We start from the raw sequence: 24,774 nt of genomic DNA, 5'->3' as shown, positions 1-24,774 counted from the left end.
TAGCAATTAAACAACGTATTAAAGCGTATACGTAAGACTCATACATCAAAATTATTATCAATTGCAACAATTCTTATACTTAAGATTTATTCTTAACTATAAATTTAGTGTAAACTAATTGACATTGTTAAAACATTGACACAGGTTGTGTCAAAAAAGCAATGTTTTGAAATTTGTAATTATGATAAAAAGATTATTTTCAACGCTATTATGTTTAGGATTTTTTTGTAGCGCAACTGCTCAATATGCGATTAGCTATGATTCTGCTGATCCGGTAACCGTTGTGGCCGGTCAATCCATCACCTTAAATTACACATATACCGCATCGATGCAAGTAGGTGCGCAATTTCAAATTTTTGAAACCGATGATTCAGGTATTTTCGGAGGTACTACTGCTATAGGAACGGCGGTGGCTGAGTTCCCTACTCTTGATGCTGGAACTGATGTAACAGCCACAATTACTCTTAATATACCAACTAATTTTCCGTTATCCTCATCATTATCAGGAACCGAATATCGCATTTTTGGTAAACTATCTTCTGCTGCAAATTCCGATGCTACAACAGATGCAACCTGGGACACAGGAGGAGTATACCCATTAATAACAGTTACGAGTCCTCCGTATTCTATAACCTATGATTCTGCGAATCCCATTTCTGTAGCTGCTGGAGAACCTATAACTTTAAACTACACCTATACAGCATCTATGGATGTTGCTACGCAATTTCAAATTTTCGAAGCTGATGTGCCTGGTATTTTTGGAGGTACTACTGCAAATGGTACTGCTATTATTGTTACTCCGACTGTTACTGCCGGAACAGATGTCTCAACAACGGTAACACTTGATATTCCGTCCGATTTTCCGATTAGCTCTTCCCTATCAGGAACGAAATATTATATTTTCGGAAAACTATCTTCTGCTGTAAATCCAGATGCTAATTCAGACGTAGATTGGAGTGTTACGGGAGCATATCCTGAGATCAATGTTTCACCACTACTAACTACTAACGATTTTATTTTTGATAGTGATCAACTATATTTTAATAACGCTTCAACATCTTTAATAATTAATGATTCTATTGAAGCTACATTCTTAGACATATATAATACATTAGGTAAAAAAATATTTGAAGTAACAGATGTCAATAATACAGCAAGTGTAGATTTATCTTCACTACCAAGAGGGTTATATATTGCCCGATCTGATTCTAAATTTTTAAAATTCATCAGATAAAAAACATAAAATAGACTTCTAAATTTAAATAAGAAAAAGCCAATGAAAGATCTTTCATTGGCTTTTTAATTGTCCTACTTTTTTATAATTTGTCGATAAATAATGTTTCCGTCTTTATTAATTTTCACGAAATATACTCCTTTTATCAGTTTACTTATTTCAATAGGTTCCTTTGTATTTTGAATAATTGTTATTAGTATTTTCTTACCAAGACTATCATAGATCTCTACAATCGTCTTTGCTCCATTTTCTAAATAAATTACTTCTGATGCAAGGTTGGGATATAACTTAATAGGTTTTACATCCTTACCCAAAGTATCTGCAGGGCTTTTTGTATCACCTGAGAATTCCAACCAATTGATATTAAATAAATATCCGCTTCCTCTATCTGTAATATCACCACCTGATTGTCCTATACAATCCTTACTATCGTTATCTAAATCGATCGGAAAATTAGTTAAGTTATTCTGTCCAGAGTTTACTCCATTTAGACACCTTATAGTATTGATATCCATATACTTGGCCGCAACATTGTTACCCAACTTTAGTTAAAAACACAGAACATATCTAACTCATTACAAGTGTTTTGAGAATTTGTTATCGTTCATTTATAATTTGTTTGAGAATTAGTGTTTTACATTATAATGATTCTTATATTGGTTTTAAAATTTAAATAAATGCAGTTTATTTCTGAACTAATTTCCAAATTTGAAAGTAATGTCAATGAAGAAAATGCACTAGCAATGGAGGCATATTTGAAGAATCTCTTTTCATTATACGGTGTAAAAGCTCCTCTAAGAAAACAGTTATTAAAACAAACTGTCCAAGAGTATAAAAGCGAATTATCTCATAAAAACATAATTCCTATTGTAACTAATTTATACAACAAACCTAAACGGGAATTACATTACTGTGCTATCGAACTAGCTGATAAATTCTTAAAGAAAAAGTATAAAATTCAAGCAATTGATTTCATTAAAGATTTGATTATAACAAATTCTTGGTGGGATTCTGTTGATTTTATTGCCAAACATATTTTAGGTAATTATTTGATTCAATTCCCTGATGAGATTGGACGTATAATAACAATGTTTTCTTCTTCAGAAAATATGTGGTTAAATAGAAGTGCTATTCTTTTTCAATTAGGATATAAAGATAAAACTGATGCTACAATCTTATTCGATATATGCTTAGAACATAAATCATCTTCAGAATTTTTTATTCAAAAAGCAATTGGATGGTCTTTACGAGAATACTCGAAAGTTAACCCTGATGAAGTAGTATCATTTGTAACTACAGCTGGATTAAAGCCGCTTAGTCAGAAGGAGGCCTTGAAAAGAATAAACAAATAACTTTACTTACTCAGGAATTGAATCTAAATAAGTACTCTAAAACTATAATTGAGAGTGGTACGTATTTGTCACTTCTCTTCTTTTTCCTGAAGAAAGTAAAGGAATTTCTTCGACATATTGTATCACTATATTGGCATCTTGACCAAAATATCCTTTATACTCTTCTAACATCTTAATTTCGTCTACCTTTTTATCTGTATTTAATTTAATCAAATAATCTTTTTCACCACGCTGTACTAACTGAAACTGTTTATAATCTCCATACTTACATAACTTATACGAAACATGAGAAGGTATTATTTCACCTTTAGTATCATAAATAAGATCCAATTTCCTACCTTCTATCGATGAGAGATAAGATATATTATTTTCATCCAGATCCATAGTCCCTACATCTCCTGTATCATATCTAATTAAAGGCATCGCGTAATTATGCAAGTCGGTGACCATAATCCTGCCTTTTTTCCCATGATCTACGAGAACATCTTTATCGAGATCAAAAATCTCTATATAATAACTGGCAGTATTAATGATAAACTTGGATGTTTTATCTCGATCTTCTTGTGCCAAAATTCCATTTTCATTATTAGAATACCTTGATACTGGCGTAATACCAAAATACTTTTTCACGGAATATCTAACATATTCATTAAGCCCTTCTGACATTGTTATGACAGATTGAACATTGGATTCTATGGGTGCAGCTTTTATTTTGTCTAAATATTGACAAATAGTGGTAAGTGCAGAGGTATATCCTAGAAAACTTTTCTTCGAAGTATCTTTAGTCAACTCTATAATAAACTTCTCGATTTCTTTATCCGATAATTTAAAAACGCTTTTGGGATGTATATTCTGCCACCAATACCTTGATAACATATTATGTTTATAATTATCGTCCCAGATTTTTACATATATTAGTTTTTGTCCAATTTCATATCCTGATTTATTAGAAAAATATAGGTTATCTCCTGTATTCCGACAACGTTTACTCATATTTTGTAAAATGGAAAAGGGAGCACCGGTAGAGCCGCTAGTAAAAACTAAAACACAGTTCTTTGTTTTATATTTTGAAGACTTGAATTCTTCAAAATTATCACGAATCATATTTTTGTTAATTATCGGAAAATCCGAGATAGAATTATAGCCAGCATATTTTTGATAGAACCAGGTAGTACTCACAGCATGTTGCAGAATTTCCTGAAGATATAGATCTTTCTTAGCTTGAGTAGTTTGAGAATTTGGGTTCTCAATCAACTCTTGTATATCTTGATAATGCTTCTTAATATCATTTCCTTTAAGGATATCAAAAAACCAAAATATCTTTCTACGAAAAACTTGCGATAAACTCATTAGTATATTCCATTACTTAGATCAAACTTTGTGAGATCTGATAGCGGTTACCTATATTAAGAATAGCTGTGTGTGAAATAAAATACTATAGGGGTATATAAGCCTGGATAAAATTAAAACTATTTTTTGTTATAGCTACATATAAAAGAAAAAAAAAATGCACAGCGAGAGCTGTGCATTTTTTATATAGAATAACTATTCTTATTTCACTTCTTCAAAATCTACATCTTCCACATCACTAGCTTCAGCATCTCCTCCTTCAGGTTGTGCTCCTGCTCCAGCGTCTGGTCCTGCCGCACCACCTTGTGCTTCAGCTTGCGCTTTATACATCTCTTCACTAGCTGCTTTCCAAGCTTCATTGATTTTATCAAGTGCTGGTTGTATGACAGCAAGATCTTTAGTTTCATAAGCTTTCTTTAATTCTTCTAAAGCTTCTTCTACTGGCTTCTTATTATCATCAGAAATTTTATCTCCAAATTCCTTAAGCTGCTTTTCCGTTTGGAAAATCATTCCATCTGCTTCATTTAGCTTATCTGCAGTTTCTTTTGCTGCTTTATCCGCTTCAGCATTAGCTTCTGCTTCCTGCTTCATTTTCTCGATTTCCTCTTCTGTTAATCCAGAAGATGCTTCGATACGAATATCCTGAGACTTATTAGTTGCCTTATCTGTAGCAGAAACTTTGATAATACCATTAGCATCTATATCAAAAGTAACTTCGATCTGAGGTGTTCCTCTTTGTGCTGGTGGAATTCCATCTAAGTGGAAACGACCAATAGTCTTATTACCAGCTGCCATAGGACGTTCTCCTTGTAGTACGTGAATCTCTACAGAAGGTTGATTATCTGCTGCGGTAGAAAATACTTGTGATTTCTTAGTAGGAATCGTAGTATTTGCTTCAATCAGCTTAGTCATAACGTTACCCATTGTCTCAATACCTAGAGAAAGTGGTGTAACATCTAATAACAATACATCCTTTACATCTCCTGTAAGTACTCCACCTTGGATTGCAGCTCCAACAGCTACTACCTCATCAGGATTTACTCCTTTACTTGGTGCTTTACCAAAGAATTTCTCTACTGCCTCCTGAACCGCAGGAATACGAGTAGATCCTCCTACTAAAATAATTTCATCGATATCACTTGTAGACAATCCTGCTGCTTTAAGAGCAGTACGACAAGGTTCTACAGTACGTTTTACCAAATCATCAATTAGTTGATCAAATTTAGCTTTGGTTAATGATCTCACTAAGTGCTTAGGACCACTTGCAGTAGCCGTTACATATGGTAAATTGATCTCAGTCTGAGAAGAAGAAGATAATTCTATCTTCGCTTTTTCTGCTGCTTCTTTAAGACGTTGTAAAGCCATTGGATCCTTACGTAGGTCCATATCTTCCTCACTTTTAAACTCTTCTGCCAACCAGTCTATAATTTTTTGATCTACATCATCTCCACCTAAATGCGTATCTCCATCAGTTGATAATACTTCAAATACACCATCTCCTAATTCTAGGATAGATACATCATGCGTACCTCCACCAAAATCAAATACTACGATCTTCTGATCAGTACCTTTTTTATCAAGACCATATGCCAATGCAGCCGCTGTTGGCTCATTGATAATTCTTTCTACTTTAAGACCTGCAATTTCTCCAGCTTCTTTAGTAGCCTGACGTTGTGCATCATTAAAATATGCCGGTACAGTAATTACTGCTCTAGTCACATCTTGTCCAAGATAATCTTCTGCTGTTTTCTTCATTTTCTGAAGTGTCATAGCAGATAATTCTTGTGGTGTATATAAACGACCGTCGATATCAACTCGAGGTGTATTATTATCTCCTTTTACTACTTTATACGCAGCTCTTTCTGCTTCTTTTGCTGATTCCGAGAATTTATTCCCCATAAATCTTTTAATAGAAGAGATTGTTTTAGTTGGGTTTGTAACGGCCTGACGTTTTGCAGGATCACCAACTTTAATCTCTCCTCCTTCTACAAATGCAATTACAGATGGAGTAGTTCTCTTACCTTCAGCATTAGGGATAACAACGGGCTCATTACCTTCCATTACAGAAACACAAGAGTTCGTTGTCCCTAAATCTATTCCTATTATCTTACTCATATTACTATATATAAATGTTTTAGTGTTGTTCCTAATAATTCATTGCACATAAGTCAATGATTATGCCATGACGATCTTGCTGACAGGATGTCATTATTCTTACATAATAAGTAGTCAAATTCCAAAACACAATAAAAAAAAGAAAACAAAACATCTACCTTAAGTATTCCTTAAAAAAAAGTATTCTTTTTTATCAATACCCTATATTTACCGCCTTAATATTACACACAAATATTGATTATGGAATGTATCAGTGTTTTTGATATGCTAAAAATAGGCGTAGGTCCTTCTAGCTCACACACTTTTGGCCCTTGGAGAGCAGGTAGGCGCTGGATAGCCGAATTGAAAGAAAATAATTTCTTTGACTCAATAGAAACAATTACGGTAGACCTATTTGGGTCACTCTCATTAACTGGCAAAGGGCATGCTACTGACATTGCTTCTATGCTAGGTTTATGTGGATATGATCCTCAGACTATTGATGTTTCTTCTATTTCTAGTATTGTGGACGAAATAAAATCTAACAAAATTTTATTTCTTAATAAAGAATTAGAAATTAATTTTGATCCAGAAGTTCATATTATATTTAATAAAGAGTTTAAAGAATTTCATCCTAATGCAATAACTTTTAACGCAACATTAAAAAATAATCAAAAAATTGCCTCCACATTCTATTCTATCGGAGGAGGTTTTGTTGTAAAAGAAGAGCGAAAAAGAGAAAAGAAAAAAATGGAAGCTTTTAGAGAGTTTCCACTTCCCATCCAAAAAGCAACAGATCTTTTAACATACTGTCAAAAAAAGGATAAAAAGATATCAGAAATTGTTTTAGAAAATGAACGCTCTCTTCAAAGTGATAAAGAAATAGATGCAAGAATAGCAGATATATGGGATGTCATGCTAGAGTCTATGTATCTCGGTTGTCATACAGAAGGCACACTTCCTGGAGGATTAAATGTAAGGCGACGAGCTTTTGATACACATAAAAAACTAATCGGAACTAAACAATACGCTAATCATACAGAATGGGTAGAATCTATTAGAGATACTGAGGTAAAGTTTCGTCAGATACTAAAATGGGTATCTTGTTTCGCACTCGCCGTAAATGAGGTGAATGCTTCTTTAGGTAGAGTTGTTACCGCACCAACAAACGGAAGTGCTGGTGTTATCCCTGCAGTAATGATGTACTATATGGTGATTGAAAATCACGATGCTAATTTTGATGATATAAAACAATTCATGTTAGTAGCCGGAGAAATTGGCAGTTTATTTAAAAAAGGTGCCACTATATCTGCCGCTATGGGAGGTTGTCAGGCGGAAATTGGAGTTTCTTCAGCTATGGCAGCAGGAGCATTAACTGAATTAATGGGTGGTAGTCCAGAACAAGTAGTGATGGCAAGCGAAATAGCCATGGAACATCATCTAGGTTTAACCTGTGATCCTATCGGTGGTTTGGTACAAATTCCTTGTATAGAACGAAACGCGATGGGGGCTATAAAAGCGATTAATGCTTGTGAAATGGCTTTAGACTCTGATGCATCTAATGCTAAAGTTCCTTTGGACAAAGTAATAGAAACTATGTGGGAAACAGCAAAAGATATGAATACGAAATACAAAGAAACTAGTGAAGGAGGTTTAGCAATTAAAGTAAGCTTAAGTGATTGTTAATTTATACTAATGTTTAAAAGTATTTTATTTCATAAAATTAAAAACCTATTCCTCTTTTACTTCCGATTATTCGGATTGTATATTCTTTTCTTCATTTGTGTAGCATTCCTTCAGAGTATATTTCCATATTTGGATTTAAAAAAATATTCTCAGGATAGTATTTTCGAGCTATTGAAAGATAACAAGCTTCAGGCTTTTTTGACTATGGTAGTATTTGCTCCTATTATTGAAGAACTTATGTTCAGAACCTTAGTGAATCCCAAAATAAAGGAGCTTTTATTATTCTTAAGCTCATGGACGCTTTTTATTATAGGATTGTTTATTACGTTGGAACTAGAATGGTACTATCGCTATCTAATCTTTTTAGTTGCTATTTCTGGAATATTCTTTATTTATGAACAGCTAATTTCAAAAAACTATCTCGAAAAAGCGAAGTCGTTTTTAAATAATCATCAATCAATAACACTTCAGATTACCTCAATTATATTCGGCTTTCTTCATATTTTCAATTATGTAGATTCTGTTAGGATAGATAGTATCTTATTTCTCCTTATTGTTCCCAGAATTATTGCAGGACACATGTTTGGAAAGCTTAAAATAGAAAATGGTCATATTATCTGGCCAATCCTATTACATGCCTTAAATAATGGAGTGGTATTTTTAATAATTAGTAGTAGGTCTTAAATTATTTACAACCTTCTCTTTTTCTGGTATCAGCAATTGCCATAATTCTCCAGGTCTTACCATCATTAAATAATTGAAAAATATTGACACCACAATGGCTAAATTGATCGTTTACATAAAACTCATATGGAGTCCAAATCTGAGCAATATGTGCATCGGCGTCAATCTTAAAACTCAATAACTTCTCCAACCATTTCTGATCCTCGGGTCTGTTATGTATTACTTCTAAAAACTTTCCAATATCGGTTTGAACTGTTTTAATTTTACCGTCCTTTCCTTTAGAAATTGTTTGCATCGCCATATTAGAATCTATCGTCTTTCGTATCTGAATAGTATCTCCTTTATGAAAACCTTCAAAAAAATCTAATACCGCTTGTTTTGCATTTTTTTGGTTCTCATCTATTTCTTTTTGAGAAAAAACGGCGTTACAGGAAATAAATAAAAAGAATAGTATCAAGAATCTACGCATAACATTTGAGCTTTAATTAACCTAAAATTAAGGTTTTAATTGTTTTATCAAAAATATAAGAATTACTTCTTTTAAATAAATTTAAATCAAAAATAATATCCTCTTGTTACGATCTTACTAATTGATTACTTTTACGACACTAAATTAACACACAAATGTCTACAGCAAAAAAAGATTACAAGCGGGTTACAGTAAAATCTCTAATAGAGATGAAAGCCAATAAAGAGAAAATATCTATGCTTACTGCATATGATTATACGATGGCAAAGATTGTAGATGGTGCTGGAGTAGATGTTATTCTTGTTGGCGACTCTGCCTCTAATGTAATGGCAGGTCATGAAACCACCTTACCTATCACCTTGGATCAGATGATATACCACGCGTCTTCTGTAATTAGAGCTATAGATAGAGCATTGATTGTTGTAGATTTACCTTTTGGTAGTTACCAAAGTGATCCTAAAGAAGCATTACGTTCTGCTATTAGGATTATGAAAGAATCTGGTGGACATGCTGTGAAACTTGAAGGAGGAAAAGAAGTTAAGGAATCCATCAAAAGAATTCTAAATGCTGGAATTCCTGTAATGGGGCATTTGGGATTAACTCCGCAATCCATCTATAAATTCGGAACCTATACGGTGCGAGCAAAGGAAGAGGCAGAAGCAAAGCAGTTAAAAGAAGATGCTCTAATGTTACAGAAAGCTGGATGTTTTGCAATCGTATTAGAAAAAGTTCCAGCTGCTTTAGCAAAAGAAGTGGCAGAAAGTTTGACAATTCCGATTATTGGGATTGGAGCTGGGAATGGTGTTGATGGACAAGTATTGGTAACTCATGATATGCTTGGAATGACTCACGAATTTAATCCTAGATTTTTAAGACGTTACCTAGATTTATATACCGAAATGACCAATGCATTCCAACAATATGTTGCTGATGTGAAGTCTGTAGATTTCCCTAATGATAATGAACAATATTAATTGTTAGTTAGATTATTAGATCATTGGAATAGTTAGATAATTAGATTTGCTGATATAGGAATATGCATCGATTTAAAGATTTAGAAATATGGAAAAAAAGTCGTGTTTTTTGTTCCAGCATTTATGATATCACATCCAGGTTTCCGGAAACTGAAAAGTTTGGGTTAACAAACCAATTAAGGAGAGCAGCAGTATCCATTCCTTCAAATATAGCTGAAGGATCTTCTAGACAATCAAATAAGGATTTTGCTAGATATCTTCAAATTACTTTAGGTTCTGCCTATGAAATTGAAACACAACTCCTTATTTCTTTAGACTTAAAATTTATTAATCAAACTAAATTAGATACACTTTTAAGTGACTTGGAATCCATTGTTAAGATGACTTCAAAATTCAAATCTACATTAAAATAGTTCTAAAAATCTAGCAATCCAACGATCTAACATGTCTCAAAAAACTATCTCAAATAAATCCAATCTTCAAGTACTATATGAAGACAATCACTTGATCATCGTTAATAAACGAGCAGGAGATATCGTACAAGGAGATAAAACAGGAGACAAACCACTTAGTGAAATAGTAAAGGAATATATTGCAGAAAAATATAATAAACCTGGAGCTGTATACCTTGGTGTGGTGCATCGTTTGGATCGGCCCACAAGTGGAATTATTGTTTTTGCAAGAACAAGTAAAGCACTTCCTAGGCTTAATAAACTATTCGCAAATAAAGAAGCAAAAAAAACATACTGGGCGGTTGTAAAAAAGAGTCCTCCAAAAGAGAATGACACGCTTATACATTGGTTAAAACGTAATCCAAAGCAAAATAAATCATACACCTACAAAAATGAAGTGGTTGATAGTAAAGAAGCCATTTTAGATTATAAGATTATAAAAAAACTAGACAACTATTGTGCATTAGAAATTGATCTTCATACAGGCAGACATCATCAAATAAGAGCTCAATTATCAAGTATCGGATGTATGATTAAAGGAGACCTAAAGTATGGAGCTGATAGAAGTAATAAAAATGGAAGTATTCATTTACACGCAAGAAAATTGACCTTTATACACCCTGTAAAAAAAGAAGTTTTAACTATCATCGCTCCTCCTCCATCCGATCCGATTTGGAATGAATGTATTTAGCCATGTTTTTCTGATTTAATAAAAAATACATTCTGAATTACGTTTTTTTATAAGTAACATTTTACTCAATTACTATACTAACACATAGGGGAAACTCATTTTTTATTATTTCATCTCTAATTAAGAATACATGGATTATATAACGAATTCGTCAGAATTATTCAAAAATATTGATTGGGGTTTTATCTGGAGTATTCTTAGAGATATCATACTTCCTAACTCTGGTACGTTGATTCTTAATATCATCATATTTCTATTTTTAGGTTTTGTAATAGCTATTATATATTGCATTGTACTCTGGCGTAAGGGTATTTTTAAAAGAGCGCCTAAATATTATAATTGGGCAGTAAAATTATACATTCCATTACTGATTGTAGGAATTCTTTATATTTTTGGTCAATGGGGTTTTATAAGAGGTATCTATAAAATACTGGATAATGAAAAAACAATGATTGTTGAAGGCATCTACAATGGTTCTGTGCAGCAAATTTTTGAATCCGAAGAAGCCAAAAATAAATTTGTCCTATCTGCTCAAATGTTAGCAATAAAAGCCAAATCAGATTCTCAGGATTATGCCATATTTTTCAAAAAAAACCTTAAAAATTATGACACAGGTAGCTCTTTCCTGAATAAAACCAAAAATAAACTAGCAAAATTTATTGTCAACAATTATAGTGATGATCTATACAAATTAACGATGTATGCACTTATAACTTCTGCCGGTAAAGGACACATTGATTTTTCTGAAGCACTTCCTTATGACGAATTTAATGCGGCTATGGATTTATTATTAGAAGTGGGATATCAGGATATAGAAAAAGTAGTTTTAGACAAATTAAGTCAATGGTTTTCTATCGGTATTACGGCTCAATATAACGGAATAGTAAAATCATTATTAATCCTATTATTCCTTATTCTTATTGTTCCCTTATTAGAATATTTTATATACAAAAAATGGATTGCTCCAAAATACATTTCTAAAACAGTGTAGTACTACCTATTAAAAAATCAGAGTACTCATGGATACTTCCTAAATTTGCGATGAATTATCTAATTACCGATAAGATCTAACACTTTCTATAACGACAGAAGTTAGGATTAATACGCCTCCAATAATTGTCGTTAAAACTGGTATTTCTTTAAGAAAAATAATTCCTATAATAATTCCATATACTGGTTGTATACTACTTATAATACTAGCCGTTGTGGCAGAAAACCTCTTTAAACTAAATAAAAATAATGTATGCCCGATTGCAGTGGTCAGTATTGCTAACATCAATGTCCAAGGCCATTGGCTTACAAACCCAGAACTATCCATTATAAAAAGCGTTGGCAATAACATAATACTAATGATCACAAGCTGATACCACATTAACATAGAACCATGATAATTACTCACCTTCGTCTTCATAATTAGATTTCGAAGTGCATAACATAATGCCGAAACAACTCCAAAACCAACAGCTTTAGCATAAGAGTTTTCTAAACTAAAATCAGGCACTAAAAAATAGATTCCTAATAACACTAAAGCTCCCAAAACTAAATGCATTTTCTGAAATTTTGTTTTCAGAAGTATTGGTTCCAAAAAAGAGGTAATTACTGGATATGTAAACAAAGACAGCATCCCTATCGCCACATTAGACATCTTTAGTGCATAGAAATAGGTTATCCAGTGTAACCCCATTAATATCCCTCCAACGATGATTGTAAACCTATCTTTGGACGCTATTCCAAAAGATATCTTTTTCCATTTACAAAACAAGAATAAAACGATCCCTGCTAATATGGCTCTAAAACCAATAGTAACTGGTACTGGCATATCGATATATCTTCCTAGTGCTCCAGAGGTACTTATAAAAAGCATGGCGAGATTTAATTCTAGGATATTACGTAGGTGCTGTGAATTTTTTGGCATGAAATAAAATGGTTATCGAACCAATTTTTTTGATTTTTCTTTAATAATATCTGCAACTGGTCTACCTTCAATATTACTTTCTAGCCATGACAAAATATCAAGATATAAAAATGCTCTTTTTTCGTATGGATGATCTTCGTATTGTTTCAAAGTTTTGTGAAGTTTTCTGAACTCATCCTTGATCTGATGAGGAAAAATATCACCGAGATTTTTAAGGAATTTTATCATCTCTTTTTGTACCTCATGTAAATCATCCATTTTTATTAAAAACCTATACGTTTCCTTCAATTGAGTTTCTAAATGATAATCCATCCCCGCTTCATAATGCGCTACCAAACTTAGTACTCTGGCAAAGCACATCAGATCTTCCCGCATTTTTAGTGATCTATTATTAATAATCTTACTAAGGTACTCTATACATTTACGATGATTAGCCATTCCAAAATACAAACAACCTATCTTATAATATAACACCATGATATGATGATCATCTAAACGATTTTTATACTCCTTAATTCCTTTTAGAATTTCTGTTACTAAATATTCTCCTTCAGCAAAGGTTCCTTCCAAAAAATGAACATTTAGTCTATTGTTATATATAAACTGAAAAGAAAGCACCTCTATATTATCATCAATCGGAAAATCATCTGATTTGATTGTTTTCTCGAACTTACTCAGCGTTAATCTTAATTGAGTTTTATCTTGTATGAGATATAATGATTCCAATAAATAATGATTCCCTCTCAGAAAAAAAACGGGATTAAGAATAATCATTTTGGGGTTTTCATAAAAAAGATCTACCCATTTTTTAGAATACTTATAGCACGATAAAAATTCTTGTACCATAAAGCTATACCACAAGTGCGCTTTATACAACCATAACTTTTCTCTGAAACCAAGAATATCCCAATCATATTTTGGTAACTTACTTTGAAAATAGTTTGTGATAACAGTATGCTCCTTATCATTTCTTACATACCCGCTTTTTATCATCAAACCATACAACTGCAATGATAGATTCGATAATCGACTAGTTAGCACATTTTTCATGCTTAGCATTTTGGCCTCAATCGTCAGTTCATCCGCACGGCTATTGATACTCCTGGTTATGTATTGAGTTTCGATAACTTTTTCTAACTCTACAATTTCATAAGCAATATTATTTTCTTCATTTTCTTTGGCGACAGTTTTTGCTTTATCAAGGATTTTAAGACTTTGCTTATAGAGTCCTTTATGATATAAAATGGTTGCAAAATCAAGTTGCTCTCTTATTTGCGATCTGACATTTTGATGTAATGGACTTAGTCTAAGACTAATCAATATTTGTTTATACAAATGGGCCTTAAGATTAGAAAGCTGTTGCTTCTTCACAATTCCTTTGGACACAATTAGCTCTTCATCCAACGACTCGTTTTTATCGAGATGGTTAAAAAGTGCTAAAAATTTAGAATCAGTATTTACACCTAATCTTCCAACGTACACCTTAAATTGTCGTTTTTCAGACTTCGAGAGCGACTTTACTAAAACAAACAAAGGATCTTTTTGATCATTAGTCATTGTAAGAAAATATATTGTAATTAATTGATTAAAAGAAACTTACGTTCGTATCAAAACATTTCAACATTGTAAAACACGTAGGCAAATACCTTCTTTTTGAATAACCAAAATATAAATTCGTAAGAGAATACTAAAGCATCTTAGAATATATTTTAAAAAGATATCATTTAAAGAGATGATCAAAATTAATAATTCACATAATTCCTATGAGCGATAATAAAGTCCAAATTTTTGACACCACTTTAAGAGATGGAGAGCAAGTCCCTGGTTGTAAGTTAAATACCAAACAAAAATTGGTAATTGCAGAACGACTAGACCTTCTAGGAGTTGACATTATAGAAGCTGGGTTTCCGGTATCAAGTCCTGGAGATTTTACTTCGGTTAATGAAATTGCTAAAATTGTAAAAAACGCAACAGTTTGTGGATTAACCAGAGCTGTTGAAAATGACATCAAAGTTGCTGCAGAAGCACTTAAGTATGCCAAAAACCCTAGGATTCATACCGGAATAGGTACATCAGAATCCCATATCAAGTATAAATTCAATTCTACTCAGGACAAAGTGATCGAACGTGGAATCGCTGCTGTAAAATATGCAAAGTCTTTTGTAGAAGATGTAGAATTTTATGCCGAAGATGCTGGTCGTACCGATAATGAGTTTTTAGCGCGAGTCTGTGAAGCTATGATTAAAGCCGGAGCCACGGTACTTAACATTCCAGATACTACAGGATACTGTTTACCAGAAGAATATGGTGCCAAAATAAAGTACCTGAAAGAAAACGTCAAAGGCATTGATAATGTTATTATTTCTTGTCACTGTCATAATGATTTAGGATTAGCAACTGCCAATTCTATTGTGGGAGCAATAAATGGAGCAAGACAGATAGAATGTACTATTAACGGAATAGGAGAACGAGCAGGAAATACCGCACTGGAAGAAGTGGTTATGATTATGAAACAACATCCGTATTTAAATCTAAACACAGATATCGATTCTAAGTTATTATATGACACAAGCTTAATGGTATCCGAAAGCATGGGAATGCTAGTACAACCAAATAAAGCTATTGTTGGTGCTAATGCTTTTGCACATAGTTCGGGAATACATCAGGATGGGGTTATAAAAAATCGTGAAACATATGAAATTATAGATCCTGCTGAAGTTGGAGTAACCGAATCAGCTATCGTACTTACAGCAAGAAGCGGTAGAGCTGCTTTGGCGTATAGAGCTAAAAAAATTGGATACGAATTAACCAAACTTCAATTAGATGAAGTATATAAAGAATTCTTAAACTACGCTGATAGAAAAAAAGAAGTAGTCAATGAAGATATTCATCAGATTATGAAAACTGTTGAAGTAGAAGTAGCGGTAGTCGCTTAAATATCTAATCTTATCATCTCTTTTTAGTTTATAAAAGAAAGAGTAATAGAGAAAATATATGAAAAAAACATTGTTTGATAAAGTATGGGATGCACACGTCGTCAAAGAGATAGAAAATGGTCCTCAGGTACTTTATATAGATCAACATTTAATCCACGAAGTTACAAGTCCACAAGCATTTAATGAACTTGAACAACGTGGAATTCCTGTATATAGACCTAATCAAATAGTAGGTACAGCTGATCATAATACACCAACAGTTGATCAGCACCTACCTGTAAAAGATATTCTATCTAGGAATCAGTTAGCTCAACTTACAGAGAATTGTAATAAAAACAATATCACCTTATATGGTTTAGGTCATAAGTATAATGGTATTGTGCATGTAATGGCACCCGAACTAGGTATTACTCAACCAGGGATGACCATGGTTTGTGGAGATAGCCACACCTCTACTCACGGAGCATTTGGTTCCATTGCTTTTGGTATCGGAACCAGTCAGGTAGCACAGGTTTTTGCAAGTCAGTGTTTGTTGCTTCAAAAACCAAAAAGTCTACGCGTAAGCGTAAACGGAAAATTAAAACCGGGTGTTTTACCTAAGGATGTAATTCTTTATATTATTGCAAAACTTGGAACCAATGCCGGTACAGGATATTTCTGTGAATATGCTGGTAATGTGTTTGAAGAAATGTCTATGGAGGGTCGAATGACTGTCTGTAATATGAGTATCGAAATGGGTGCTCGTGGCGGTATGATCGCTCCGGATGAAACTACTTTTGAATATGTAAAAGGACGAGAGTTCGCTCCAAAAGGAGAAGCGTATGATAAAAAAGTAGCCTATTGGAAAACACTACCTACAGATGAAGGCGCTGTTTTTGACAAAGAATATCATTTTGATGCTGCAGACATAGCACCTATGATCACTTATGGAACCAATCCAGGAATGGGGATCAAGGTTACTTCTACGATACCAACAGAGAACAATGCTTCTTTCGAAAAATCATTAGCATATATGAATTTTGAAAAAGGACAATCTTTGATTAATCAAGAAATCAATTATGTGTTTATAGGAAGTTGCACCAATAGTAGAATTGAAGATTTTAGAGTTGCCGCCAATTATATCAAAGGAAAGAAAAAAGCCGACAGTGTTACTGCTTGGTTGGTGCCTGGATCACAACAAGTAGCATCACAAATAATTGATGAAGGACTGAACGAAGTTTTTGAAGAGGCTGGGTTTCAACTCAGGCAACCAGGATGTTCTGCTTGTTTAGCTATGAACGATGACAAAATTCCTGAAGGAGAATACTGCGTCTCTACTTCAAACAGAAATTTTGAAGGCCGTCAGGGACAAGGTGCAAGAACTATTCTTGCTAGTCCACTAGTAGCCGCAGCGACAGCCGTTGAAGGAAAAATCGTAGACATCACTAAACACTTGAATTAAAATTATGGATAAGTTTATCAAACTAACTTCCTCTGCCATACCATTACCAATAGAAAATGTAGATACGGATCAAATTATTCCTGCTCGATTTCTAAAAGCTACGGACCGTGAAGGTTTTGGAGAAAATTTGTTTAGAGATTGGCGTTTTCATAAAGATGGAAGTGCCAATGAAGATTTCACTTTAAACAATTCTGAATATACCGGAAGTATTTTAGTGGCAGGAGATAATTTTGGTTGTGGTTCTAGTAGAGAGCATGCTGCATGGGCGATTCACGATTATGGATTTAAAGTAGTAGTTTCTAGTTTTTTTGCAGATATATTTAAAGGGAATTCATTGAATAATGGATTGCTACCAGTACAAGTATCTCCAGAATTTCTTCAAGAATTATTTGCCGAAATCGAAAAAGATTCGACAACTCAAATTGAAGTAAATCTAGAATCTCAAAAAATCACAATCCTATCAACCGGATCTGAAGCCAATTTCGAAATTAATGGCTATAAAAAGACCTGCTTAATAAATGGATATGATGATATTGATTTTTTACTAAGTAACAAGTCCGAAATCGAAGCCTTCGAAAAGGCAAGAGTTTAAAAAATAAAATTGCCAGGCTGCGCTTGTCGAAGCCTAAATAATTATAAAATATGAAACTAGAAATAGCCGTATTATCAGGAGACGGAATCGGTCCAGAAGTTACTTCTCAAGCCATAAAAACATTAGAAGCTATTGCACATCGTTTTGATCACGCCTTTACTTTTAAGGATGCATTAGTAGGAGCTATAGCTATTGAAAAAACAGGTAATCCATTACCTGATGAAACCTTACAGCTTTGTGCAGCTACAGATGCTGTGCTTTTTGGGGCAATCGGGGATCCTAAATATGACAATAATCCTAGTGCAAAAGTACGTCCAGAACAAGGACTACTGCGTTTACGTAAGGAATTGGGACTATATGCTAATATACGTCCTGTAAAAGCCTATGAAACGTTGCTAGATAACTCTCCATTAAAAAGAGAAATCATAGCAGGAACAGATATTTCTATATACCGAGAACTTACTGGTGGTATCTATTTTGGAAAAAAACATCTAAACTCCGCAGGAACTGTAGCCTCTGATTTATGTGAATACTCTAAAGAAGAGATAGAACGTATTACACATCTAGCTTTTAAAGCTGCGCAGAATCGCAGAAAAAAGCTAACCTTGGTGGATAAAGCAAATGTGCTAGAATCTTCACGTTTATGGAGAAAGGTAGTTACAGAAATAGCTAAGGAATATGATGATGTAGCACTGGATTTCTTGTTTGTAGATAATGCAGCCATGCAGATCATTCTTAACCCTAGCCAATTTGATGTCATTCTTACAGAAAACATGTTTGGAGATATCATTTCTGATGAAGCAAGTGTCATTGGTGGCTCTATTGGATTATTAGCGTCGGCATCTGTTGGTGATACGTGCTGTATGTTCGAACCCATTCACGGATCCTATCCACAAGCAACCGGAAAAGGAATTGCAAATCCTATTGCAGCCATCCTTTCTGCTGCAATGTTGTTAGAGCATTTTAATCTTATCGATGAAGCTAATGCCATCAAAGATGCTGTAGAAAAAGCATTAGAATTAGATCTAACCACTCCGGATCTTAATAGTATCAATCCTTTGACTACAGAAAAAGTAGGAGATTTTATTTATGATTACATTCTCAATCCTGAGGATCCCAATATAAATTTTGAAAACATACACGTAGGTCAGTCTACGATCATATAATGATAGTTATATATTTTTCATTAAAAAGCAATCAGGTTTTATAGTTTGGTTGCTTTTTTTGTTTTGTACAATTTTAAATTTTTAAACGTAGAACCTGAACCTGGATTCGATATAAGAAAAGGTATAGACAAAGTATAATTACAAGTAATCATACTTTTTATGTTTCCTCTCCCTCTGAGAGAGGATTAAGGTGAGGGACTCTATTATGAAAAAACCTCATCCCTGCCCGTCCGGTCAGGCGGGCTAACTCCAACGCTACATCTCTCCTATCGCAATAGCAATTATCCTCCAAGGAGAAAGAATCCTTTAGATTGTAAAACATTAAATAACAGCACCTTTTACATCGAACTCAGGTTAAGAGTAAGGTATTGCTAAGCTTTTCGACTTCGTGAATCTCAGCCCTCTTGTGGTACTCATTTACTTCCCCGAAGCCTGAGATATCATATTGAACTTGCCACTTTTCGATTACATAGATATTGAACATGTCACATTTCGACTACCCTCAACGCTCACTTATTTCCTACGCCTGAAGTATCATACTGAGCTTATCCAAATCCTCAGAATATTCCAACCCTGAGCCTGTCGAAGGGTAATTTTTCTGGGTTTCGGCTACGCTCAACCCTCTTTCAGTTTTGACCTATGGATGTAATAAAAGAGTGAATTCTAAAATTATTTTCAAAAAAAATGAATTTTGATAGTAACATATCTTAATATCACGACACTTACCCATATAAAGTAAAACCAAACGGGAAATTTTGAAGAATAAAAATATAATGTATTAAGGGAATATTCACCTAAGCATCTTACTGTCAATTAAATATTCAAATACAATATTTAACAACAATAAGAACTTGTTAACAATTGAACTTTTTCAATTACGGGAATACCTTAACATCCTTATATTTGCACCCTTTTTCTAAACCCTAAAATAGAAGTGTTTTATTATCAATTTTAATTATATCAATTTTTCAATTATGAGAAAATCATTGTTTTTTCTGTGTGTTTTAGTGTCAAGTATGAATGTTTTTGGTCAGACCAATACGTTTCCTCCAGATGGTAATGTAGGGATTGGAACTACTTCACCTACTAAAAAATTAGACGTTAATGGTTCTATTGCTGGTCAAAGTTTTATAAATGTTCAAAAAGGAGGAAGTTATATGATCTCATTAAATGGTAATGAGCACGCGTATATCACTGGAAGGAATTCTAGTTTTGAAAATAAATTTCAGATTGCATCTAATGGAAATACTTATTTTAATGGTGGTAATGTAGGTATTGGTACTAATTCACCTTCGGCTAAATTACAAATTACTGATCAGGGAAATTCAAGCGCTACTACTTTACAACTAAACAATAGAATTAAGTTTAGAGGAGATGGAGTTATGAACTGGGGATCATCTGCTGATCATGGTATTTTAAGTTGGAATACAGGTAAAGCCATTATTGGAGCAAAAACGGGAAACGATTTAAGCATATTAGCATCAGGAAGTGAGAAAATGATTGTAAAAACCAATGGTAATGTTGGAATTGGGACAAATTCTCCAAATGACAAATTGGAAGTTATAGGAAATGTTCGTAGTAGTTCAAAATTTGTAGTGACTGGAATTGGTGCTTTAGAAAAGAATAATGCAGATTTTAGACTTTGGTCAATCCAGAAAATGAATTTTGGTTCTGGTATTTCCAATACTCATATGACAATTGACACAAATGGCTTCATCGGTATAGGCACTACATCTCCAGATTCAAAACTAGCCGTAAACGGTAACATCCATACCAAAGAAGTAAAAGTAGATCTAATCGGTTGGGCTGATTATGTCTTTAAAGAAGGTTACAACCTCCCTACCCTACAACAAGTAGAAGATCATATTGCTACAAAAGGACATTTAATCAACATCCCTTCTGCTGCAGAAGTAGCAGAAAACGGTATCCTATTAGGTGAAATGAATGCCAAACTCTTGGAAAAGATTGAGGAACTCACGCTTTATACAATTGCGCAGGAAAAGAAATTGAAGGAGCAGGAAACTATCAACAATCAACTAACAACGAACAACCAAAATCTTGAAGTTCGATTGGCTAAGATTGAGGCGTTGTTAGGTAAAGAATAATCACTTTAAAAGAAGACAAATGATTACAAAAAAATATATAACAACACTCTTAGTAATAATCGGAATCTCTTGTTGGGCTCAAGATGGCCATAGTAATGGTGGATTTGACTATGTGAGTGAGTTAAGCCGTTCCATTCCTTCTCCTGTTTCTCCCGAAGCTTTTGCTTTTATGCAATATGGACAAGTACCCGTAAATAGTTATACAGGTAATTTAGGGTATTCATTACCCCTATATACACATACCGGAGCAGAGATGACACTTCCAATAAGTTTATCGTATAATCAAGACATCAAGGTTTCTCAGGTCGCTACAGGAGCTGGTTTGGGATGGAATTTAAATCTTGGAGGAAGAATATCGAGAGTAGTTAATGGATTACCGGATAATGGAATTAGCGGTCAATCAGTATTTGACGGAACCATAAGATCACGATTACAATCTTATTATGGTCAGGGTGGCATTTTTGGCAGTGTATCTTCTGCACGAGATCACTATGAATGGACAAAAGATATCGAAAAAGGTCGTATTGATGTACATCCAGATTATTTTACATTGAATGTTCTTGGGATTAATGAAGTAATTGCTTTTGACATTACAGATGGCATGAAAGCCAAGGTGATTTCAAACCCTAGAATACAAGTTGAGGTGATCGGTGCTCCGTCTTCTTCAAATCAAGATATTCAAGGTTGGATTATCACTGATGAAGGTGGTAGTCGATACCATTTTGAAATGGCAGAGCAGACTAGAAAAATTGGAGATGACAGCTCCTTTAATTCATATAGTTTATTGCAGGTATATAATTCTTCCTGGGTATTGACAAAAATTGAATCTCCTAATAGAAGCGATGTATATATGTTCCAGTATCAACAGCAACCCTATAGTAGTGAGGTGGTTATTGCACAAGAATATCAAATTGCTTCTACTACGATAAAACCAAATCAGGTCAATCATGGTATAGACAATATTAGTTCTATTACACCGGATATTAGTATTAAACAACTTTTTTTAACAGGTGTTTCCTATAACGGAAAACAAATCTATGATATTACTTTGAGTAATCGATACGATTACAGGCAAGTAAATCGCTCCAATGGCACATACACATCTGTTCAAAATGCTATTGATATCATCGATGTATATCAATATGATTATACCAATAACACAAACCAGCATATTCAAAGTATTGACCTGAATCATAGCTATTTTGGCTCATCTACCTACGCCAATAACCCACAAACGGTTACCAATTGGGATCATTTAAAAATCAAATTAAAATTGGATGCTGTTGAGTTCAGAACACCTGATAATCTTCTGGATAAGAGATTTGGTTTTGAGTATCATAATCCAACCTGGGTTCCTGCAAGAAATTCAAAGGCTCAGGATTATATGGGATATTACAACGGTAAAAACAATTCCACTTTATTCCCTAAAATTGATGATCCTAATCTTCAAATAGCAGGAGCCAACAGAGATCCCAATTCGTTAGTATCCGCTACAGGAGTGTTAAAACGAGTGACATATCCAACTGGTGGATATACCGAATTTAATTTTGAAAACCACCGTATTACTAAAACCCAAGCAGCAGATCCTATTACATTAGAAAAAGTGACGGTATCTGGAGGAACAAGTACCTTTGATTGTGGAGGCCTTTGTATGGATAAATACATCCATCCACCAAAAGTAAGATCTGATATGCTCTACATCTCAGAAAGTGGTAACTATGATATCGAATTTACGAATTCGGGGAGTCAGCTTTATGATGCTTGGATTATAAAAAGACCTAACAGTACCATAGTCTATGATGGTTTTATCGGCTGGGGCGGCGGTGGCCCTCCTTTACCTAATTCTAGTTTTATTTGGTATCCTAATACCACTGCAGGTGATTATACAGATCGTGCTAAATATTTCGCGGCAGGATATTATCAAATTACAATTGCTAATAAACAAGCAGGAACTTCTGTGGGTATCGAAATTATCGATCAACGTTTTCGGGAATATGAAGTAGTAACGAGCATTGCTCCTGGTTTACGTATCAAGTCTTTAGAAAATTATGATCACGATGGTACAAAGTTAACATCAAAAGAATATCAATATGTCACAGGATTAGGAAATGGATTCTCTAGTGCTAGAGAATTATATAAGCCTTCTTTGGTAAGCTATAGTTCTTCAAAAATTTATAAGATCAATCAAGGCATAGTTGACACAAAAACTGTAGTTAGAAAAGCAGTTGCAACCGGTTCTCCACAAAACCATATAGTATACCAAAAAGTATATGAGTATAACCGTGTACTGGCAGACCAATATGATGGAAGCACCCCTCCCATAGGATCACCTCCGGATAATGAAGGCGATTGGATTATAGCTGAAGGAGTTGGCTCCGGCGACCCTAGAATTATTCAGGTTCCTAAAAACGGATATACAGTTACCCAATACAATGTAGGTCGAAACGGTATTGTTCCTGATCGATTAGGAAACAACTATTTTTCTGAATATAAGAATGGTAAACCCAAAATCATAGATACATATGATGCTTATAGAAGATTAAGATCTACAAAAACATTCACCTATGAAGACTACCCTGTATTTTCTTCTCCAGGTTTAGTGTTTCAGTTAAATGAAGAAAACAAATATCTGTATAAAGTATATTATAGTAATACTGGAGGAGGAGTTTATGAAGGAACGTACCCAGGAAACTTATTGTGCTTTCAATGTAGTAACGATTCTGTCCTTAATGAAGCAGCTCCACCTGATATATGCGATACCAATAATCCCAATAGGCCTGCAAATTTAGTGGATTGTAATTTAGATCCCAAAGCAGCTACCAAACAGCTCGTAGGAAGAACCATCAATGGGCGTGGCGGATATATGTCATCAGAAGTCGAATATATCTATAATTTTAATGGATCTATAAAAACCACAAAAAATTATACGTATGATCCTGATATTGATTATTTACTAAGGTCTGTTGAGATAGATAATAGTGCAACAGATACTTTGAGAACCCAATATTACTACCCAAAGGATTATCAACTGGGGAACTTACCAGACCTTAATTTATATAACAATGAGGAAAAGTCTGGATACGATGCTTTGGTTACACAAAATAGAATTGGAAACCCTATTCGTATAGAAAATTTTAAAAACGCAGAAAAACTGTCTACGGTAATAACCAGTTTTAAAAGTTTTGATGGTTTAGGACCATTACCCTTTAGAGTACATCAGTCCAAAACTAATAATCCATTTATCAATAGAATTGAGTATCAGGGCTATAATAACTTAGCAAAACCTACTACAGTTCTAGTCAATGAGAACATACACAAAAAAGTAATATACCATCCTAATAACAGATGGATTATGGCCCAAATTGAGAACCCTAATCCAGTCATTTCGGATGGTGGGATTAACACCATTGTAGCAAACGATGTAGAAGGTTTACTTCAGGATCTTTATACGGATCATCCCAATGCTTTGATTACTGGTTATGGCTATAATTTTTTAGGACAATTAGTAAAGGTGATTGACCCACGTGGTTATACCATGACGTATCATTATGACGACTTTAACCGCCTGGAATTGGTAAAAGACCAGGATGGGAATCTCGTTTCTGAAAACAAGTATAACTACAAAAACTAATG

At 33.9% G+C, this 24,774-nt stretch carries 20 protein-coding genes; 14 read left to right on the top strand and 6 right to left on the bottom strand.

The annotated features are described in order from the left end of the window. Positions 1-181: 181 nt before the first annotated feature. Positions 182-1,234 (top strand): T9SS type A sorting domain-containing protein, encoded by a 1,053-nt coding sequence (locus tag Q0975_RS24200; RefSeq protein ID WP_299441993.1) that lies wholly within the window; start codon positions 182-184, stop codon positions 1,232-1,234. Between the two features lie 74 nt (positions 1,235-1,308). On the opposite strand, the gene Q0975_RS24195 is transcribed toward Q0975_RS24200, so the two are convergent. Further along, a complete protein-coding gene (locus Q0975_RS24195) occupies positions 1,309-1,776 on the bottom strand; it encodes a T9SS type A sorting domain-containing protein (RefSeq protein WP_299441990.1) in 468 nt (155 codons plus the stop codon). A gap of 135 nt (positions 1,777-1,911) precedes the next feature. Here Q0975_RS24195 and Q0975_RS24190 point away from each other — a divergent pair, with 135 nt between their 5' ends. After that, positions 1,912-2,586: a DNA alkylation repair protein gene (locus Q0975_RS24190; protein ID WP_299441987.1), complete on the top strand. Its 675-nt coding sequence runs from the start codon at positions 1,912-1,914 to the stop codon at positions 2,584-2,586. A 42-nt stretch (positions 2,587-2,628) separates the two neighbouring features. Here Q0975_RS24190 and Q0975_RS24185 read toward each other — a convergent pair whose 3' ends face one another. Further along, positions 2,629-3,936, bottom strand: coding sequence for a CoF synthetase (locus Q0975_RS24185; protein WP_299441984.1), 1,308 nt, complete (start codon positions 3,934-3,936; stop codon positions 2,629-2,631). Between the two features lie 201 nt (positions 3,937-4,137). Beyond that, a complete protein-coding gene (gene dnaK, locus Q0975_RS24180) occupies positions 4,138-6,051 on the bottom strand; it encodes a molecular chaperone DnaK (RefSeq protein ID WP_299441981.1) in 1,914 nt (637 codons plus the stop codon). 240 nt (positions 6,052-6,291) lie between these two features. Here dnaK and Q0975_RS24175 point away from each other — a divergent pair, with 240 nt between their 5' ends. Both Q0975_RS24175 and Q0975_RS24170 read left to right on the top strand, forming a co-directional pair. Further along, positions 6,292-7,716, top strand: coding sequence for an L-serine ammonia-lyase (locus Q0975_RS24175; protein WP_299441978.1), 1,425 nt, complete (start codon positions 6,292-6,294; stop codon positions 7,714-7,716). Positions 7,717-7,845: 129 nt separating this feature from the next. After that, positions 7,846-8,400, top strand: coding sequence for a CPBP family glutamic-type intramembrane protease (locus tag Q0975_RS24170; protein ID WP_299441975.1), 555 nt, complete (start codon positions 7,846-7,848; stop codon positions 8,398-8,400). Position 8,401: 1 nt separating this feature from the next. On the opposite strand, the gene Q0975_RS24165 is transcribed toward Q0975_RS24170, so the two are convergent. Then, on the bottom strand, positions 8,402-8,869 hold the full coding sequence (locus tag Q0975_RS24165) for a nuclear transport factor 2 family protein (protein ID WP_299441972.1): 468 nt from the start codon (positions 8,867-8,869) through the stop codon (positions 8,402-8,404). Between the two features lie 155 nt (positions 8,870-9,024). Between Q0975_RS24165 and panB the strand changes: the two genes are divergently transcribed. From panB to Q0975_RS24145, 4 genes are all read left to right on the top strand, one after another. Beyond that, a complete protein-coding gene (panB, locus tag Q0975_RS24160) occupies positions 9,025-9,843 on the top strand; it encodes a 3-methyl-2-oxobutanoate hydroxymethyltransferase (RefSeq protein ID WP_299441969.1) in 819 nt (272 codons plus the stop codon). A 62-nt stretch (positions 9,844-9,905) separates the two neighbouring features. After that, positions 9,906-10,256: a four helix bundle protein gene (locus Q0975_RS24155; protein WP_299441966.1), complete on the top strand. Its 351-nt coding sequence runs from the start codon at positions 9,906-9,908 to the stop codon at positions 10,254-10,256. 31 nt (positions 10,257-10,287) lie between these two features. Beyond that, positions 10,288-10,986 (top strand): RluA family pseudouridine synthase, encoded by a 699-nt coding sequence (locus Q0975_RS24150; protein ID WP_299441963.1) that lies wholly within the window; start codon positions 10,288-10,290, stop codon positions 10,984-10,986. 130 nt (positions 10,987-11,116) lie between these two features. Next, entirely contained in the window at positions 11,117-11,977 is an 861-nt protein-coding gene (locus Q0975_RS24145; RefSeq protein ID WP_299441960.1) for a hypothetical protein, read from the top strand. A 63-nt stretch (positions 11,978-12,040) separates the two neighbouring features. On the opposite strand, the gene Q0975_RS24140 is transcribed toward Q0975_RS24145, so the two are convergent. Further along, positions 12,041-12,901, bottom strand: coding sequence for an EamA family transporter (locus Q0975_RS24140; RefSeq protein ID WP_299441957.1), 861 nt, complete (start codon positions 12,899-12,901; stop codon positions 12,041-12,043). Positions 12,902-12,913: 12 nt separating this feature from the next. Further along, positions 12,914-14,458, bottom strand: a complete 1,545-nt coding sequence (locus Q0975_RS24135) for a hypothetical protein (RefSeq protein WP_299441954.1) — start codon at positions 14,456-14,458, stop codon at positions 12,914-12,916. Positions 14,459-14,664: 206 nt separating this feature from the next. On the opposite strand from Q0975_RS24135, the gene Q0975_RS24130 reads away from it, so the two are divergent. From Q0975_RS24130 to Q0975_RS24105, 6 genes are all read left to right on the top strand, one after another. Beyond that, entirely contained in the window at positions 14,665-15,837 is a 1,173-nt protein-coding gene (locus tag Q0975_RS24130; protein ID WP_299441951.1) for a 2-isopropylmalate synthase, read from the top strand. 58 nt (positions 15,838-15,895) lie between these two features. Then, entirely contained in the window at positions 15,896-17,278 is a 1,383-nt protein-coding gene (gene leuC, locus Q0975_RS24125) for a 3-isopropylmalate dehydratase large subunit (RefSeq protein WP_299441948.1), read from the top strand. Positions 17,279-17,282: 4 nt separating this feature from the next. Further along, positions 17,283-17,870, top strand: coding sequence for a 3-isopropylmalate dehydratase small subunit (leuD, locus tag Q0975_RS24120; protein WP_299441945.1), 588 nt, complete (start codon positions 17,283-17,285; stop codon positions 17,868-17,870). Positions 17,871-17,920: 50 nt separating this feature from the next. Continuing rightward, a complete protein-coding gene (gene leuB, locus Q0975_RS24115) occupies positions 17,921-19,036 on the top strand; it encodes a 3-isopropylmalate dehydrogenase (protein WP_299441942.1) in 1,116 nt (371 codons plus the stop codon). 974 nt (positions 19,037-20,010) lie between these two features. Next, positions 20,011-21,141 (top strand): hypothetical protein, encoded by a 1,131-nt coding sequence (locus Q0975_RS24110; protein WP_299441939.1) that lies wholly within the window; start codon positions 20,011-20,013, stop codon positions 21,139-21,141. A gap of 19 nt (positions 21,142-21,160) precedes the next feature. Then, positions 21,161-24,772, top strand: a complete 3,612-nt coding sequence (locus Q0975_RS24105; protein WP_299441937.1) for an RHS repeat domain-containing protein — start codon at positions 21,161-21,163, stop codon at positions 24,770-24,772. The last annotated feature ends 2 nt before the right edge of the window (positions 24,773-24,774 follow it).

It is taken from the genome of uncultured Aquimarina sp., assembly GCF_947500065.1.
In the GTDB taxonomy this organism is placed as follows: Bacteria; Bacteroidota; Bacteroidia; order Flavobacteriales; family Flavobacteriaceae; genus Aquimarina.
The sequence above is the reverse complement of the archived record's forward strand: the minus strand, read 5'-3'. Positions and strand labels throughout refer to the sequence as shown.

Bases quoted from the DNA above. Each gene is read 5' to 3' on its own strand.
- Q0975_RS24150 (WP_299441963.1), top strand. From the start codon at position 10,288: ATGTCTCAAAAAACTATCTCAAATAAATCCAATCTTCAAGTACTATAT.
- Q0975_RS24155 (WP_299441966.1), top strand. From the start codon at position 9,906: ATGCATCGATTTAAAGATTTAGAAATATGGAAAAAAAGTCGTGTTTTT.
- dnaK (WP_299441981.1), bottom strand. From the start codon at position 6,051: ATGAGTAAGATAATAGGAATAGATTTAGGGACAACGAACTCTTGTGTT.
- Q0975_RS24135 (WP_299441954.1), bottom strand. From the start codon at position 14,458: ATGACTAATGATCAAAAAGATCCTTTGTTTGTTTTAGTAAAGTCGCTC.
- leuD (WP_299441945.1), top strand. From the start codon at position 17,283: ATGGATAAGTTTATCAAACTAACTTCCTCTGCCATACCATTACCAATA.
- Q0975_RS24200 (WP_299441993.1), top strand. From the start codon at position 182: ATGATAAAAAGATTATTTTCAACGCTATTATGTTTAGGATTTTTTTGT.
- Q0975_RS24145 (WP_299441960.1), top strand. From the start codon at position 11,117: ATGGATTATATAACGAATTCGTCAGAATTATTCAAAAATATTGATTGG.
- Q0975_RS24185 (WP_299441984.1), bottom strand. From the start codon at position 3,936: ATGAGTTTATCGCAAGTTTTTCGTAGAAAGATATTTTGGTTTTTTGAT.
- Q0975_RS24140 (WP_299441957.1), bottom strand. From the start codon at position 12,901: ATGCCAAAAAATTCACAGCACCTACGTAATATCCTAGAATTAAATCTC.
- panB (WP_299441969.1), top strand. From the start codon at position 9,025: ATGTCTACAGCAAAAAAAGATTACAAGCGGGTTACAGTAAAATCTCTA.
- Q0975_RS24110 (WP_299441939.1), top strand. From the start codon at position 20,011: ATGAGAAAATCATTGTTTTTTCTGTGTGTTTTAGTGTCAAGTATGAAT.
- Q0975_RS24190 (WP_299441987.1), top strand. From the start codon at position 1,912: ATGCAGTTTATTTCTGAACTAATTTCCAAATTTGAAAGTAATGTCAAT.
- Q0975_RS24165 (WP_299441972.1), bottom strand. From the start codon at position 8,869: ATGCGTAGATTCTTGATACTATTCTTTTTATTTATTTCCTGTAACGCC.
- Q0975_RS24175 (WP_299441978.1), top strand. From the start codon at position 6,292: ATGGAATGTATCAGTGTTTTTGATATGCTAAAAATAGGCGTAGGTCCT.
- Q0975_RS24105 (WP_299441937.1), top strand. From the start codon at position 21,161: ATGATTACAAAAAAATATATAACAACACTCTTAGTAATAATCGGAATC.
- leuC (WP_299441948.1), top strand. From the start codon at position 15,896: ATGAAAAAAACATTGTTTGATAAAGTATGGGATGCACACGTCGTCAAA.
- leuB (WP_299441942.1), top strand. From the start codon at position 17,921: ATGAAACTAGAAATAGCCGTATTATCAGGAGACGGAATCGGTCCAGAA.
- Q0975_RS24130 (WP_299441951.1), top strand. From the start codon at position 14,665: ATGAGCGATAATAAAGTCCAAATTTTTGACACCACTTTAAGAGATGGA.